Genomic DNA, 14577 nt, shown 5'->3' with positions numbered 1-14577 from the left:
CGCCCCGGCCGAGCGGCCTATTTCTGTTTGGCGGGCCGGGCCAGGATGGCGTTGATGGTTTTCACTTCCCGTTCGCTGGCCTTGTTCAGCAAGCTCTCGTGCATCTTGCCCAGTTCGGCGTAGTGGGCGATCTCCGGCGTCACGGCGTTCTTTTGCGCGATCCAGTAGGTGGCGCAGGCGGTCAGCACGCACAGTCCCAGCGTGCAGACGACGTAGAACGCGATCCACAGACCGGTTTTTCCGACGCTGCGGTGGAGCGCACGGCGCACCCGGTCGGCGTCGGCGGTCAGGTCGGCAACGGTTTGCATCAGCTGATCGACCGCCTGGCCTGCCGCCTCCGCCGCCACGCGGCCGGCTTCACGGCCGGCGGCGCCGGCGATGGTGGTCGCCCGCGATTCGATCTGGACCGCTTCGGCCACCTTGACATCGATCTGTGTCAGGCTGGTCTGGGCCAGCCGTACCAGGCGATCGCATTCGGCGACGCGCCGCGAGAAGTGGCTGGCGTCGTCATGGAAGCGGTCAACTTCCATCGTATAGGCATCGATCTTGTCGTGCAGCTTGTCGAAGAACTCGCGTTGCGTGGTGCTGTCGTGGTCGGGCATCGGTGTCGGCGCAGGCGGATGAACGGAACCCTATTGTAAAGGCGCGCGCACTTTCGGACTGCCCGCCGGTCAAATTTACAGGTGCGGGGATGAGCGGGGCAGCCATGGATTACACAAACCAGAAGCACGCGCGGCAGTTGATCGTCTGCTGCGACGGTACCAACAACACCTTGACCGCCGGGGTCAACGACACCAACGTCGTCAAGCTGCTCAACATACTGACGCCGGCAACGCACGATCAGAAGCTGTACTACGACCCGGGCGTCGGCGTGGGACAGGCTTTGCGGAGGACGCTGACGCGCATCGAAGGGTTGGCGTCGGGACGGGGCATCTACGAAAACATCGCGAACGCCTATAAATTCCTGGTGCAGGAATACCGAGACGGCGACGAAATCTTCCTGTTCGGCTTTTCGCGCGGGGCATTTACCGTGCGCGCCGTGGCGGGCATGGCGAACCTTTTCGGCCTGGTGCGCGCACAACCTGGATTTGCTCGATCTGCTGGTCTACACCTATTTCTCCCGCGCGGACGACCGCCGTCGAACGGCCTGACCTCTTACAAGAAGTATCGCCATATCCGTCACGCCCTGTCGCGGGACGAGGCGCGCTGGAAACGACGGTGCGGCCATCGCTGGCGTTCTACAACACCTTCGATGAAATCGACCGCCTGGTCGCCGTGGTCAGGGGACTGGCGTCGCAGCGGCGCAAGGGCTAGCACCGCTGCCGATTTGCAACAGGTGCCGTGCGGCCTGTTCAACTGCAACTACTTCGTGGGATACTGCTCCGCAGCGACTGATCGCTGCGGAGATAACGATGCCGGCATCTGAAACCCGGGACGAAGTAAGCCAGGCGGAGACGCTGCTGCAAACGCTGCGCGTCCGCCGGATAACGCACGGGTTCATGAGATGGAGGCGCTGCTGTCTGCTGGCCGCGCCGCTGGCCTTGCTGCCGGGCCTGCTGGTGGCCGCCGAGCCGTCACCGCTGCGGCTGGCGGTGGCCGAGCTGCCGCCGTACGCGATGTCGCAGTCCGAGGCCGGTCCCGGCTCGCTGGTCGAAATGACGCAGGAGCTGTTGCGGCGGCTGGATACGCCGGTCACCGTGGAGTTTTATCCATGGCAGCGCGCGCTGACGATGGTCAAGCATCTGCCGCGCATGCTGGTGTTGCCGCTGACCCGCACGCCCGAGCGCGAGCCGCAATACCGCTGGATGGTCAGGCTCTACCGCCAGCGCTTTATCTTCGTCGGCGCGCACGGCGGCGTCGACGTGCACGATCCGCAGGCGCTGGCGCACAAGCGGCTGGTGGTGCTGCGCGGCTCACCGCACAAGCGCGCGCTGGTGGACGCCGGCTTCCTCGAGGTGTCCGAATGCTCTACCGTCAGGGAGTGCATGCGCATGGTAAAGAAAGGCATCGCCGACGCCACCTACGGCGGCGAGGACATCCACCGCTATGCCGCCACCCTGGACGGCAACAAGGAAAGCGAATACGACTTCAGCGCCATGTTCCGCAGCGGCGAGGTGTGGCTGGCGGGATCGATGGACTTCAGCGAGGAGGATGGCCGCAGGTGGCGCGCCGAAATGGAAGCCATGCGCGCCGACGGCACGGTGGCCCGCATCCTGCGCAAGTACGGCGCGTCCGGCAATTAATTAGTCAGGCACACAGCCGGCGTCAGGGCGACTCGCCGAGCTTGCCTTCCAGCGTCTCGGCGTCGATGGCGCCCAGCACCGCCTCGCCCTGCGGCAGTATCAAAGTCGGCGTCACGCGGATGCCCAGCTTGTTGGCCAGCGTCAGGTTGGCCCGCAGCGGCGGCACGCAGGCGCGCGCGGCCGGCAGCTTGCGGTAGCGCATCCATTCCTGCCAGGCCAGCGCCGGGTCCGGCGCACACCAGATCAGCTGCGACTTGCGCGCCGCGTCGCCGTGCCGCGCCAGCGGGAACAGGAAGGTGTAGATGGTGACGTTGTCGAGCCGCTCCAAGGTGTCGCGCTCGAGCAGCTGGCAATAGGGACAATCGGGATCGGAGAACACGGCCAGCCGGCGCGCGCCGTTGCCGTGCACGACCTTGATGGCGCGTTGCAGCGGCAGGCTGGCGAAGTCGATGCGGGCCGGCGCCGCCATCTGCTGGGCCAGGGCCGGAACGGCTGCCGCCAAGCCCAGCCAGGTTGCCGTCAAGTATATGAAAAGCGTGTCCATCAGCCATGATAAAGCCTTGTTGACAGCGCATGGGGCTTGCCGCATACTTTATTGATTGTATTCGCAATCAATAAGGGGAATTCCGTGCACCGTCGTGACCTGCTGAAACTGGCCGCAGCCGCCATCCTGCCCGCGCTGCCGGGCGCCGCCCTGGCAGCGCCGCTGCGCTACCAGGTATTTACCGCCACCCGCCCGGGCCTGACCCGCGACATCCCGGCGGGCAAGGAGTCGCTGATGTGGGTGGCCAACTCGGCCACGCTGATTTACGGCGAGCGCGACGCCGTGCTGATCGACACCTTCCTCACCATCGAGCAGACCAACAAGCTGGCCGACCAGATCGCCGCGACCGGCAAGAAGCTGAAGGCCATCTACGCCACCCACGCGCACGCCGACCATTTCTTCGGCCTGGCAATGCTGCTGCGGCGCTTCCCGCAGGCCCAGGGGCTGGCGACGCCGGCGGTGGTCGAGCGCATGCGCCAGCAGATCGTGCCGGCCCAGCTGGACGCCCGCTGGCGCAAGCTGTTCCCCAACCAGATCCCGGAGGTGCTGGCCGCCGCCGCGCCGCTGAGCGGCGACCGCATCGAGCTCGAGGGGCAGACGCTGCGGGTGGTCGATGTCGGCCATACCGACACCGACGACACCACCGTGCTGCACGTGCCGGCGATCGGCCTGGTGGTGGCGGGCGACGCGGTCTACAACGGCATCCATCCCTTCCTCAACGAATCGACCCGGCAAAACCGGCAGGGCTGGCTGGCGGCGCTCGACCGCATCGCCGCGCTGCAGCCGTCGGCGGTGGTGGCCGGCCACAAACTGCCGGGCAACGGCGACGATCCGCGCTGCGTGGTTGAAACCCGCCAGTACCTGCAGGACTTCATCCGCCTGAACGACGCCACCGGCAGCGCGCGCGAGCTGTACGACCGCATGCTGGAGCTGTATCCGGAGCGCGCCAATCCCGGTTCGCTGTGGAGCGCCGCCGCCACCGCCAAGGCGCAGGGATGACCGTCGCCGCTTGCCGATTTACAACTGTTGGTTGTTTGAGTATCCCCAACGGCTAGTATTAACAACCCGACATTTTTGGCTATAGTGCACGTACTGCCCACAATGGGCGAACTGTGCAGTCTGATAAGGAGCGCCTCATGGTCAAGTTGCAAATCAATGGAAAAACGCGGGAATTCGATGTGCCGGGCGACATGCCCCTGCTGTGGGTGCTGCGCGACGAAGCGCACATGACCGGCACCAAGTTCGGCTGCGGCATGGCGCTGTGCGGCGCCTGCACCGTGCATGTGGACGGCGAGGCGACCCGCTCCTGTGTGCTGCCGGTGTCGGCGGTCGCCGGCAAGAAGATCACCACCATCGAAGGCATAGGCGCCACGCCGGCCGGCAAGGCCACCCAGCAGGCATGGCTGGCGGCCGAGGTGGTGCAATGCGGTTACTGCCAGTCCGGCCAGATCATGTCGGCCGCCGCGCTGCTGCACAAGAATAAGAAGCCGAGCGACGCCGACATCGACGACGCCATGTCCGGCAACATCTGCCGCTGCGGCACCTATCCCCGCATCCGCGAGGCGATCAAGGATGCCGCCAAATCGCCGCTGCTGAAAGGAGCCTGAGCATGAACGCACCCGACAATTCCTTCGGCCGCCGCGGTTTCCTGAAAGTGGCCGCCGCGGCGGGCGGCAGCCTGATGGTCGGCTTCTGGACCCTGCCCGGCGAGGCGCTCGCCGCCGCCGCCAAGGCGCCTGGCATGGCCCCGGCCGACCTGAACGCCTTCATCGCCATCGGCGCCGACGACTCCATCACGCTGACCATGCCCAAGGTGGAAATGGGCCAGGGCACCTACACCTCGATTCCGATGCTGATCGCCGAGGAACTGGAAGTGGACATGGACAAGATCCTGCTGCGCCACGCGCCGCCGGACGCCAAGGTCTACGGCGCGCCGTTCGGCGACCAGTTCACCGGCGGCTCGCTGTCGATGCGCACCATGTATGAACCGATGCGCCAGACCGGCGCCGCCGCGCGCATGGTGCTGATCCAGGCCGCCGCCGACGAATGGAAGGTGGCGCCGGACAGCTGCCGCGCCGAGCACGGCGAAGTGGTGCACGCGGCCAGCGGCCGCCGCATCAAGTACGGCAAGCTGGTGGCGGCGGCCGGCAAGCTGCAGCCGCCGGCCAAGATCGCGCTGAAGGAGCCCAAGGATTTCAAACTGATCGGCAAGCCGCTGAAGCGCCTCGACGCCAAGGGCAAGACCGACGGCACGGCGCAATACGGCATCGATGCGCAAGTGCCGGGCATGAAGGTGGCCGTGGTGGCGGCCAGTCCCGTCATCGGCGGCAAGCTCAAATCCGTCAACGACGCCAAGGCGCGCAAGATGCGCGGCGTGCGCGCCGTCGTCAAGCTCGATAACGCGGTGGCCGTGGTGGCCGACAACTACTGGTACGCCAAGCAGGCGCTGGCCGCGCTGGACATCGTGTGGGACGAAGGCCGCTACGCCAAGCTGGCCACCGGCGACGTGCGCCAGATCATGCTCGACGCGCTGAAGAAGCCGGGCAAGGTCGCCCGCAACGACGGCGACGCGCTGAAGGCCATCGCCGCTGACGGCAACCGCGTCGAAGCGGTGTACGTCAACCCGATGCTGGCCCACGCGACGATGGAGCCGATGAACTGCACGGTTCACGTCAAGGCCGACGGCACAGCCGAGATCTGGACCGGCTCGCAGGTGCCGGCCCGCGCGCGCGACGACGCGGCCAAGGCGCTGGGCCTGGCGCCGGAAAAAGTCACGCTGCACAATCACCTGATCGGCGGCGGCTTCGGACGCCGCCTGTACACCGACTACGTGGTGCAGGCCGCGCTGGTCGCCAAACAGGTCAAGGGCCCGGTCAAGCTGGTGTGGAGCCGCGAGGAAGACATCCAGCACGGCCTGTTCCGCGGCCTGTATGCGCACTCGGTATCGGCCTCGCTGGACGCCGGCGGCAAGCCGGTGGCGTTCTCGCACAAGATCGCCGGCCCTTCCAACCTGGCCGCGTTCGCGCCGGGCTGGCTCAAGGACGGCCTCGATATCGACAACGTCGAGGGCTCGGACATCTTCTCCTACGATATCCCGAACATGCGCAGCGAGTACACGCAGGAGGACGGCCCGGTGCCGACGGCGTTCTGGCGCGGCGTCGGCCCGACCCGCAACATGACGGTGCTGGAGAGCTTCATGGACGAGCTGGCGCTCAAGACCGGCCAGGATCCGTTGGCCTATCGCCTGTCGTTGCTGGGCAAGGAGCCGCGCGCGGCCAACGTGCTGAAGATCGCGGCGCAGAAGGCCGGCTGGGGCGAGAAGCTGCCGGCCCGTTCCGGACGCGGCATCGCGCTGATGCGCGCCTGGGGCACCTACATGGCGCAGGTGGTCGATGTCAGCGTCAACGACGCCGGCGACGTCACGGTCAAGCGCGTGGTGTGCGCGGTCGACTGCGGCCAGGTGGTCAATCCGGACACCGTCGCCGCGCAGGTCCAGAGCGGCATCAACTACGGCCTGACGGCGGCGCTGTTCGGCGCCATCACGGTCAAGGACGGCCGCGTGGAGCAGAGTAATTTCCACGACTACCGCATCCTGCGCATGGCCGAGGCGCCGAAGATCGAGGTGGAAATCGTCAAGAGCGGCGAGGCGCCGGGCGGTATCGGCGAACCGGGCACCGCCGGCGTCGGCGCCGCGCTGACCAACGCGGTGTTTGCCGCGACCGGCCAGCGCGTGCGCGAGATGCCGATCAATCCGGATCTGCTGAAGAAGGCGTAGTGTAGTCGTGCAGCTGCGTTGGCGGCAGGCTGATACAATGGAGCGGTGAAAAAGCTCCTGCTCATCCTGCTGCTGACCATTCTGCCCATCCAGCACGCCTGGTCGATGGCGGCCGTCTATTGCCAGCACGAGCCGGCCACGGTCACGCACTTTGGCCATCATGGACACCAGCACCAGGCGCAGTCCGACGATGGTGCCGACAAGAGCAAACCGGTCAAGGTGCATTCCGACTGCGAAGTCTGTCACCACGCGGTGCAGGCTTCGGTGCCGGCCGGCGGCGGCGTTGACGTCGCCGTCGAGGCCATCGGCCATGCCCCGACTGCCGCGCGGCGTTACCTGTCTCATATCTCCGAAGGGCCCCAGCGGCCCAATTGGCTGCTCGTCGCCTAGCGCGGCGAGGCCTGCAACTACCTTCCCTGTTCAAGTCTCGTCGAATTCCTTTCCTATTGTCTGGAGAATTCGATGTACAAATATCTTTTGCCGCTATGGCTAGCGGCATGGCCTGCCTGTGCGCGGGCCGAAATCGAGCCGTCCGCACCACTGACGCTGCGTGCGGCGCTGGCGCTGGTCGTCGGCGCCAATGCCGAACTGTCGGCCGCGCGCCATGAGCTGCAGGCGGCCGACGGAACGGTGCGGCAGGCCGGCCTGCCGCCCAATCCCACCTTATCGCTCGAGCGTACCGATACGCGGCGCGACACGCGCGAAACCACGATTCAACTGAGCCAGCCGCTGGAACTGGGCGGTAAGCGTGCAGCCCGCGTGACGGCGGCGCAGCGCGGGCGCGACAGCGCATCGGCCGAGCTGGCGCTGCGGCATGCGGCCTTACGCGCCGACGCGATCGATGCATATTTTTCCGTGCTGGCCGCGCAGGAGCACGTGCGGCTGGCGCAGGAAGCCGGCGATCTGGCGCAACGCGCCGCCGCCGCAACGGGCCGGCGCGTGGTGGCTGGAAAGGTATCGCCGGTGGAGGAAACGCGTGCCCGGGTGGCGGCTTCCAGCGTGCAGCTGGAGCTGATGCGCGCGCGCGGCACGCTGGCCGGCGCACGCAAGCGGCTCGCCGCGATGTGGGGCAATCCGGCGCCGCGTTTCGAGCGAGCCGACGGCGTCATCGACGTGCTGCCGCCGCTGCCGGACCAGGCGACGTTGCGGCAGCGGCTGGAGCGCTCGCCGGCGATGGCGTTGGCGCGCTCGGAGCTGGCGCGGCGCCAGGCGCTGGCGCAAGTCGAGGTGACCAGGCGCATGCCCGACCTGACGTTCAACGTCGGCAGCAAACGCTCGGAGGAACTGGGTCGCACGCAGGCGGTGTTCGGCCTTTCCGTTCCCTTGCCATTCTTTGACCGCAACCAGGGCAACGTGCTGGAGTCGGCGCGCCGCGTCGACAAGGCGCGCGATGAGCTGGAGGCAGCCACGCTGCGGCTGGATACCGAGCTGTCGCAGGCATATGAGGATTTCGACGTCGCCCGTCAGCAAGCGTTGGCGCTGCGCGGCGACATCCTGCCGGGCGCTCAAAGCGCGTATGACGCGGCCAGCACCGGCTTCGAATACGGAAAATTCGGCTTCCTCGACGTCCTCGACGCCCAGCGCACCTTGCTGCAGGCGAAATCCCAATACCTGAACGCGCTGGCGGACGCGCACCGCGCGATGGCCGCCATCAGCCGCATTCTCGGAGAAGAACATGAATAAAAAGCAGAAAATCATCATCGCCGTCATGGCGCTCATCGGCCTGTTGCTGGCCGCGTGGATCATGATGCCGAAGCGCCCGGCCGGACGCGAGGAGGTGGAGCACGGCGACCCTGCGAAGGAGGAGATGATCGCACTGAGCGAGGCGCAGCTCAAGGCCGCCGGCGTGACGCTGGCCGCGGCCGCGCCTGCGGCGATCAAAGTGGCCATCACGTTGCCGGGCGAGATCCGCTTCAACGAAGACCGTACCGCGCATGTCGTACCCAAGCTGGCGGGCGTCGTCACCAGCGTGCATGCCGAGCTGGGACAGAACGTGAAGCAAGGGCAGGTACTGGCGGTGATCGCCAGCAGCGGCTTGTCCGAACAGCGCAGCGAACTGCTGTCGGCGCAACGGCGGCTGGCGCTGGCCAGCACCACGTTCGAGCGCGAACAGCGGCTGTGGCAGGACAAGATCTCCGCCGAGCAGGACTACCTGCAAGCCAAACAGACCATGCATGAAGCCGAAATCGCGGTACGCAATGCGCGCCAGAAGATAGATGCACTTGGTACTGGTGCGGCCGCCGACGCAAGCGGAAACCTGAACCGCCTGGAACTACGGGCGCCGTTCGACGGAGTGGTAATGGAAAAGCATCTGGCGCTGGGCGAAGCGGTCAAGGAAGACGCCAACGTCTTCACGATCTCCGACCTGTCGTCTGTGTGGGCCGAGTTGGCCGTGCCGCCGAAGGACTTGAGCCGCGTTCGTGTCGGCGAGACGGTGATGGTAAAGGCGTCGGCCTTCGAGGCGCAGGCCAGCGGCAAGATCACCTACGTCGGTTCCCTGCTGGGCGAGCAGACCCGTACCGCCAAGGCGCGCGTGGCGCTGGCCAACCCCGACCGCTCATGGCGACCTGGCCTGTTCGTCAACGTCGAGGTGCTGTCCGGGCAGGCCGATGCCGCCGTCGTTGTGTCCACCGAGGCTATCCAGACGGTGGAAGACAAGCCGGTGGTGTTCGTCAAGGTGGCGGGCGGCTTCCGTGCGCAGCCGGTGGTCGTCGGCCGCAGCGACGGCAAGCTGACCGAGGTGCTGCAAGGCCTGCAGGCCGGTGCGCAGTACGCCTCCGCCGGCAGCTTCGTGCTCAAGGCGGAACTGGGCAAGGACAGCGCCGAGCATGCGCACTGAGACGGGAGCACATCATGTTTGAACGAATTATAAGATTCGCCATCGACCAGCGCTGGCTGGTATTGCTGCTTGTCGCCGTGATGGCAACGGTCGGCGTCTACAGCTATCAAAAGCTGCCCATCGACGCCGTCCCCGACATCACCAACGTGCAGGTGCAGATCAACACCGCTGCGCCGGGCTACTCGCCGCTGGAGACCGAGCAGCGCGTGACCTATCCGATCGAAACGCTGATGTCCGGCCTGCCGAAGCTGGAGCAAACGCGTTCGCTGTCGCGTTATGGGCTATCGCAGATCACCGTCATCTTCAAGGACGGCACCGACATCTTCTTCGCCAGGCAGATGGTCAGCGAACGCATACAGGAAGCGCGCGCGCAATTGCCCGCCGGTGTAACGCCGGCCATGGGACCTGTATCCACGGGGCTGGGCGAAATCTACCTGTGGACGGTGGAGGCCAAGCCGGGGGCGAGGAAGGCCGATGGCACGCCCTACACGCCGACCGACCTGCGCGAGATCCAGGACTGGATCATCAAGCCCCAGCTGCGCAACGTGGCCGGCGTGACGGAGATTAACTCCATCGGAGGATTCGCGAAGGAGTACCAGGTGGCGCCGAATCCGCAGCGCCTCGCATCCTACGGGCTGACCCTGCAGGACGTGGTGACGGCGATCGACCGCAACAACGGCAACGCCAGCGCCGGCTACATCGAAAAGCGCGGCGAACAGCTGCTGGTGCGCGCGCCGGGCCAGGTCAAATCGCTGGACGATATCCGCAATATCATCCTCACCAACGTCGACGGCGTGCCGGTGCACGTGCGCGACGTGGCCGACGTCGACATCGGCCGCGAGCTGCGCACCGGCGCCGCGACGGAGAACGGGCGCGAAGTGGTGCTGGGAACGGTCTTCATGCTCATCGGCCAGAACAGCCGTGCCGTTTCGCAGGCGGTGGACCGCAAGATGGCCGACATCAACCGCAGCCTGCCTGCCGGCGTGCAGGCGGTGACCGTGTACGACCGCACCACGCTGGTCGACAAGGCCATCGCCACCGTGAAGAAGAATCTGCTCGAAGGCGCGGTGCTGGTGATCGCCGTGCTGTTTGTCTTCCTCGGCAACATCCGCGCGGCGCTCATCACGGCGATGGTGATCCCGCTGGCGATGCTGTTCACTTTCACCGGCATGGTCTCCTTCAAGGTCAGCGCCAACCTGCTCAGCCTCGGTGCACTGGACTTCGGCATCATCGTCGACGGCGCGGTGGTCATCGTCGAGAACTGCGTGCGGCGGCTCGCCCACGCGCAGGCTCGCCACGGCAGGAGCCTGACGCGCGCCGAGCGCTTTGACGAGGTCTTCGCCGCCGCGCGCGAAGCACGACGCCCGCTGCTGTTCGGGCAGTTGATCATCATGGTGGTCTACCTGCCGATCTTCGCGCTGACCGGTGTCGAAGGGCGCATGTTCCATCCGATGGCGCTGACCGTGGTGATGGCGCTGCTGGGGGCGATGCTGCTGTCGATCACATTTATTCCCGCCGCCGTCGCGCTGTTCATAGGCGACAGCGTGGTCGAGAAGGAGCACCGCAAGCTGTCCGCGTGGTATGCCGGGGTGCTGGAGTGCGTGCTGGCCAACACGCCAGTGGTGCTGGCGTTCTCCGGCATCGCGGTGCTGTTGTCGGTGCTGCTGGCCACCCGCATGGGCAGCGAATTCGTTCCGAGCCTGAACGAAGGAGACTTTGCGATCCAGGCATTGCGCATACCCGGCACCAGCCTGACGCAATCGGTGGAGATGCAAAAGCAGGTCGAACTGACGCTGAAGCAGAAGTTTCCCGAGATCGAGCGTATCTTCGCGCGCACCGGCACGGCGGAAATCGCTTCCGATCCGATGCCGCCCAACGTCTCCGACGGCTACATCATGCTGAAGCCGGAATCGCAATGGCCGGCGCCGAAGAAATCCCGCGATGAACTGCTGGCGGCGATCCAGAACGCCGCCGCTCAAATTCCGGGCAACGCCTTCGAATTCTCGCAGCCGATACAGCTGCGCTTCAACGAGCTGATATCCGGCGTGCGCAGCGACGTCGCGGTCAAGCTGTTCGGCGACGACATGGCGGTCCTGAACGAAACCGCCGCGCGCATCGCCGCCGCGCTGGGCAAGGTGGACGGCGCGGCCGAGGTCAAGGTAGAGCAGACCAGCGGCCTGCCGGTGCTGACCGTGGAAACAGACCGCGGCAAGACCGCGCGCTATGGCCTGAACGTGGGCGACGTCCAGCAGACCATCGCCACGGCCATAGGCGGCACCGAGGCGGGCACCATGTTCGAGGGCGACCGGCGCTTCGACATCGTGGTGCGGCTGCCGGATGCGCTGCGCAGCGACCTGGATGTAGTACGGCGGCTGCCGGTACCGCTGCCGAAAGGAGACGGCGTCACGCATTTCATCCCGCTGGGCGAAGTGGCGACGTTCAGTATCGCACCGGGACCGAACCAGGTCAGCCGGGAGGACGGCAAGCGGCGAGTCGTCATCAGCGCCAATGTGCGCGGGCGGGATATCGGTTCCTTCGTTGCGGAGGCGGAGGAACGCCTGCGCCAGGTGGCGGTGCCGGCGGGTTACTGGACCAGTTGGGGCGGACAGTTCGAGCAGCTGCAATCTGCGTCGCGGCGCTTGCAGATCGTGGTGCCGGCGGCGCTGCTGCTGGTGATGGTGCTGCTGTTCGCGATGTTCGGCAATCTGAAAGACGGCCTGCTGGTATTCAGCGGCATACCGTTCGCGCTGACGGGCGGTATCGCCGCGCTGGCGTTGCGGGGCATACCGCTATCGATATCGGCAGCGGTGGGCTTTATCGCGCTGTCCGGCGTGGCGGTGTTGAACGGGCTGGTACTGATCTCCTTCATCCGCAGCCTGCGCGAGGAAGGGCGCACGGTGGAGCAGGCGATCCGCGAAGGCTCGCTGGGGCGGCTGCGACCAGTACTGATGACGGCCCTGGTCGCGTCGCTGGGTTTCATCCCGATGGCCATCGCCACCGGCACGGGCGCCGAAGTCCAGCGTCCGCTGGCGACGGTGGTCATCGGCGGCATCCTCTCCTCCACCGCCCTGACACTGCTGGTGCTCCCCTTGCTCTACCGCCTGGCCCATCTTACATGGGCGTCAAGCGGATGGCTTGGCCGCCGCCGGGAGCCAGTTTGAGTTGAAGCGCTGTCTTCGCTGTGACGATCTTCTTCTCGATGACGATGTCGAAGCGGTGGCTGGTGCGGTAGTCGGCCTGGTCGCCGTCGCGGTAGATTTCGGCGGTGTAGCGCTTGCCGGCGTCGAGGAAGTCCAGCGGCAGCGACAGCGTGCGCGCCTCGCCGTCCGTCACCGAGCCGACGTACCAGTTGTCCGAGTGGCGGTCCTTGCGGGCGATGGTCGCATATTCGCCCATGCTGCCATGGATCACGCGCGTCTCGGCCCAGTCGGTCGGCACGTCCTTGATGAACTTGAACGGCCCCGGATACTTCTCATAGTTCTCGATCAGGTCCGCCGCCATCACCACCGGCGAGTAGATCACCACGAAGCTGGCCAGCTGCTTGGCCTGCGTCGAGTTGATCGGCTTGCCCTTCACGCCTTCCAGGCTCAATATGCCCGGCGTGTAGTCCATCGGTCCGCTCAGCATGCGCGTGAAGACCAGGTTCACTTCATGATCGACGCTGTTGATCGGATTGCCCCAGGCGTTGTATTCCATGCCGCGCGCCCCTTCGCGCGAGACCCAGTTCGGATAGGTGCGGCGCAGGCCCGTATCCTTGATCGGTTCATGCGTGTCGATCGCCAGCTTGTAGCGCGCCGCCTCCGTCACCGCCTTCAGGTAGTGCCGCGAGCCTTCCTGCGAATCGGTGTAGCCATAGTGCGTGCCGCCGCCGGCGCTGTGGAATTGCGCCGTGCCGGCGTCGGTCACGTAGCCGGACTTGATGCTGTCCACGCCGTGCTTCGCATACAGCTGGTAGGCGGCATCCATCTGGTCTTCATAGCGCGCCACGTTCCCGCCGGTTTCGTGGTGCCCGATCAGGCGCACGCCCTTTTTGATGGCGTAGGCGCTGGTGGCGGCAAGGTCGAAGTCCGGATACGATTGCGTGAAGCTGAATTCCGAACCGTCGCCGTACCATTTTCCATCCCAGCCGATGTTCCAGCCTTCCACCAGTACGCCGCGGAATCCGTTCTTCGCGGCGAAGTCGATATAGCGCTTGGTGTTCTCCGTGGTGGCGCCGTGCTTCGCACCGGAACCCCATGTGCTTTTCTCAAGGTGCATCTCCCACCAGACGCCTACGAATTTCGACGGATGTATCCACGATACATCCCCCAATTTGTTCGGTTCATTCAGGTTCAGGATCAGGTCCGACATATACAGCCCCGCCGCGTTGTCGGCGATCTGCATGGTGCGCCATGGCGTCGTGAAAGCGCCCTGCCGCTCGACCGGCGCGCCGATGGCCGACGGCGTTAGATGCGCGCGCAGCTTCTGGCCGTCCACCTTGCGCAGCCACATCGACGCGTAGTCGACCAGCGCCGCCTCGTGGAAGGCGATGTGCGTGCCGTCCCTGGTGCGTATCGTCATCGGCGTATTGGCCATGCCGACTTCGCTCAGCGGCGTCTTGCGGATCGCGTATTCCAGCGCCGCCATCTCGCCGGCCTGCTGCCACCACGCGGTGGCCGGCGCCGCGACGATGAACTCGGTCAGCTCGTCGGCGATCTTCGTTTCCTTCAACTGCGGCTGGTCCGGTATCTCGTAGCGGAAGCCGACGCCGTCGTCGAACACGCGGAACACCAGCGCCATGCGACGGTTCTGCTGCTCCTTCTGCACCAGCTCCAGACGCAGCTCCTTGTAGTGATTGCGTACGTAGCGACGCTCGCCCCATGGTTGTTCCCATGTGTCGTCATGCTCGGTGACGGCCTGCTTGTCGAGCGAGAAACCGCCGTCGAGCTCCGGGGCGTTGGCCAGCAGGAAACCCAGCCGCGACGGCGCGATCAGTTGCTTGCCGTGCCGCTGTACCTCGTATGCCAGGCGGCCGTCGCCGCCCAGCTGAACGGCCACGCTCAGCACCTTGTCCGGCGACGACACGGTCGCCAGTATGTCGTCGGCCAGCGCGCTGCCGGTGCTGGCGTACACGCCCAGCATCATGCTGCACGCGGAGATCCAGCGGATTTTGACGGGAGTTGTATGCACGTGCTGT

11 protein-coding genes and 2 pseudogenes are annotated in these 14577 nt (G+C 66.0%); 10 read left to right on the top strand and 3 right to left on the bottom strand.

Annotation, left to right across the window (positions count from 1 at the left end):
* Window positions 1-17: 17 nt before the first annotated feature.
* On the bottom strand, window positions 18-602 hold the full coding sequence (locus ABWW33_RS10875; RefSeq protein WP_353401480.1) for a hypothetical protein: 585 nt from the start codon (window positions 600-602) through the stop codon (window positions 18-20).
* Between the two features lie 89 nt (window positions 603-691).
* Here ABWW33_RS10875 and ABWW33_RS10870 point away from each other — a divergent pair.
* The 3 genes and pseudogenes from ABWW33_RS10870 to ABWW33_RS10865 all read left to right on the top strand — a co-directional run.
* Window positions 692-1066 (top strand): annotated as a pseudogene (locus ABWW33_RS10870) (phospholipase effector Tle1 domain-containing protein); the annotation flags it as partial.
* Between the two features lie 137 nt (window positions 1067-1203).
* Window positions 1204-1314 (top strand): annotated as a pseudogene (locus tag ABWW33_RS33115) (aminotransferase class V-fold PLP-dependent enzyme); the annotation flags it as partial.
* 98 nt (window positions 1315-1412) lie between these two features.
* Window positions 1413-2243: a substrate-binding periplasmic protein gene (locus ABWW33_RS10865; RefSeq protein WP_353401478.1), complete on the top strand. Its 831-nt coding sequence runs from the start codon at window positions 1413-1415 to the stop codon at window positions 2241-2243.
* Between the two features lie 22 nt (window positions 2244-2265).
* Here the strand turns inward: ABWW33_RS10865 and ABWW33_RS10860 are convergent, their stop codons facing one another.
* Window positions 2266-2766: a DsbC family protein gene (locus ABWW33_RS10860; RefSeq protein WP_353401476.1), complete on the bottom strand. Its 501-nt coding sequence runs from the start codon at window positions 2764-2766 to the stop codon at window positions 2266-2268.
* 105 nt (window positions 2767-2871) lie between these two features.
* Between ABWW33_RS10860 and ABWW33_RS10855 the strand changes: the two genes are divergently transcribed.
* The 7 genes from ABWW33_RS10855 (at window position 2872) to ABWW33_RS10825 (ending at window position 12562) form a co-directional block, all read left to right on the top strand.
* A complete protein-coding gene (locus ABWW33_RS10855) occupies window positions 2872-3786 on the top strand; it encodes an MBL fold metallo-hydrolase (RefSeq protein ID WP_353401474.1) in 915 nt (304 codons plus the stop codon).
* A 137-nt stretch (window positions 3787-3923) separates the two neighbouring features.
* Window positions 3924-4394, top strand: a complete 471-nt coding sequence (locus ABWW33_RS10850; protein ID WP_353401472.1) for a (2Fe-2S)-binding protein — start codon at window positions 3924-3926, stop codon at window positions 4392-4394.
* Window positions 4395-4396: 2 nt separating this feature from the next.
* On the top strand, window positions 4397-6562 hold the full coding sequence (locus tag ABWW33_RS10845) for a xanthine dehydrogenase family protein molybdopterin-binding subunit (RefSeq protein WP_353401470.1): 2166 nt from the start codon (window positions 4397-4399) through the stop codon (window positions 6560-6562).
* 45 nt (window positions 6563-6607) lie between these two features.
* The gene (locus tag ABWW33_RS10840; RefSeq protein ID WP_176653442.1) at window positions 6608-6952 is read left to right on the top strand and encodes a hypothetical protein; all 345 of its coding nucleotides are present in this window, start codon (window positions 6608-6610) and stop codon (window positions 6950-6952) included.
* Between the two features lie 72 nt (window positions 6953-7024).
* Complete coding sequence (locus tag ABWW33_RS10835; protein WP_353401468.1) at window positions 7025-8245, top strand: TolC family protein; 1221 nt, start codon at window positions 7025-7027, stop codon at window positions 8243-8245.
* Window positions 8238-9401, top strand: a complete 1164-nt coding sequence (locus tag ABWW33_RS10830) for an efflux RND transporter periplasmic adaptor subunit (protein WP_353401466.1) — start codon at window positions 8238-8240, stop codon at window positions 9399-9401. The genes ABWW33_RS10835 and ABWW33_RS10830 overlap by 8 nt, the downstream gene beginning before the upstream one ends.
* Window positions 9402-9415: 14 nt before the next feature.
* Window positions 9416-12562 carry a CusA/CzcA family heavy metal efflux RND transporter gene (locus ABWW33_RS10825; protein WP_353401464.1) on the top strand — a complete coding sequence of 1049 codons (3147 nt, stop codon included), beginning with the start codon at window positions 9416-9418 and terminating at the stop codon, window positions 12560-12562.
* Here ABWW33_RS10825 and ABWW33_RS10820 read toward each other — a convergent pair.
* Window positions 12513-14570, bottom strand: coding sequence for a glycoside hydrolase family 97 protein (locus ABWW33_RS10820; RefSeq protein ID WP_353401462.1), 2058 nt, complete (start codon window positions 14568-14570; stop codon window positions 12513-12515). The two genes, ABWW33_RS10825 and ABWW33_RS10820, sit on opposite strands and share 50 nt — an antisense overlap.
* Window positions 14571-14577 lie beyond the last annotated feature (7 nt).

Source organism: Duganella hordei, from assembly GCF_040369125.1.
GTDB lineage: Bacteria > Pseudomonadota > Gammaproteobacteria > Burkholderiales > Burkholderiaceae_D > Rugamonas > Rugamonas hordei.
Note: the sequence above shows the minus strand (reverse complement) of the source record. Positions and strands in the feature narration are given on the sequence as shown.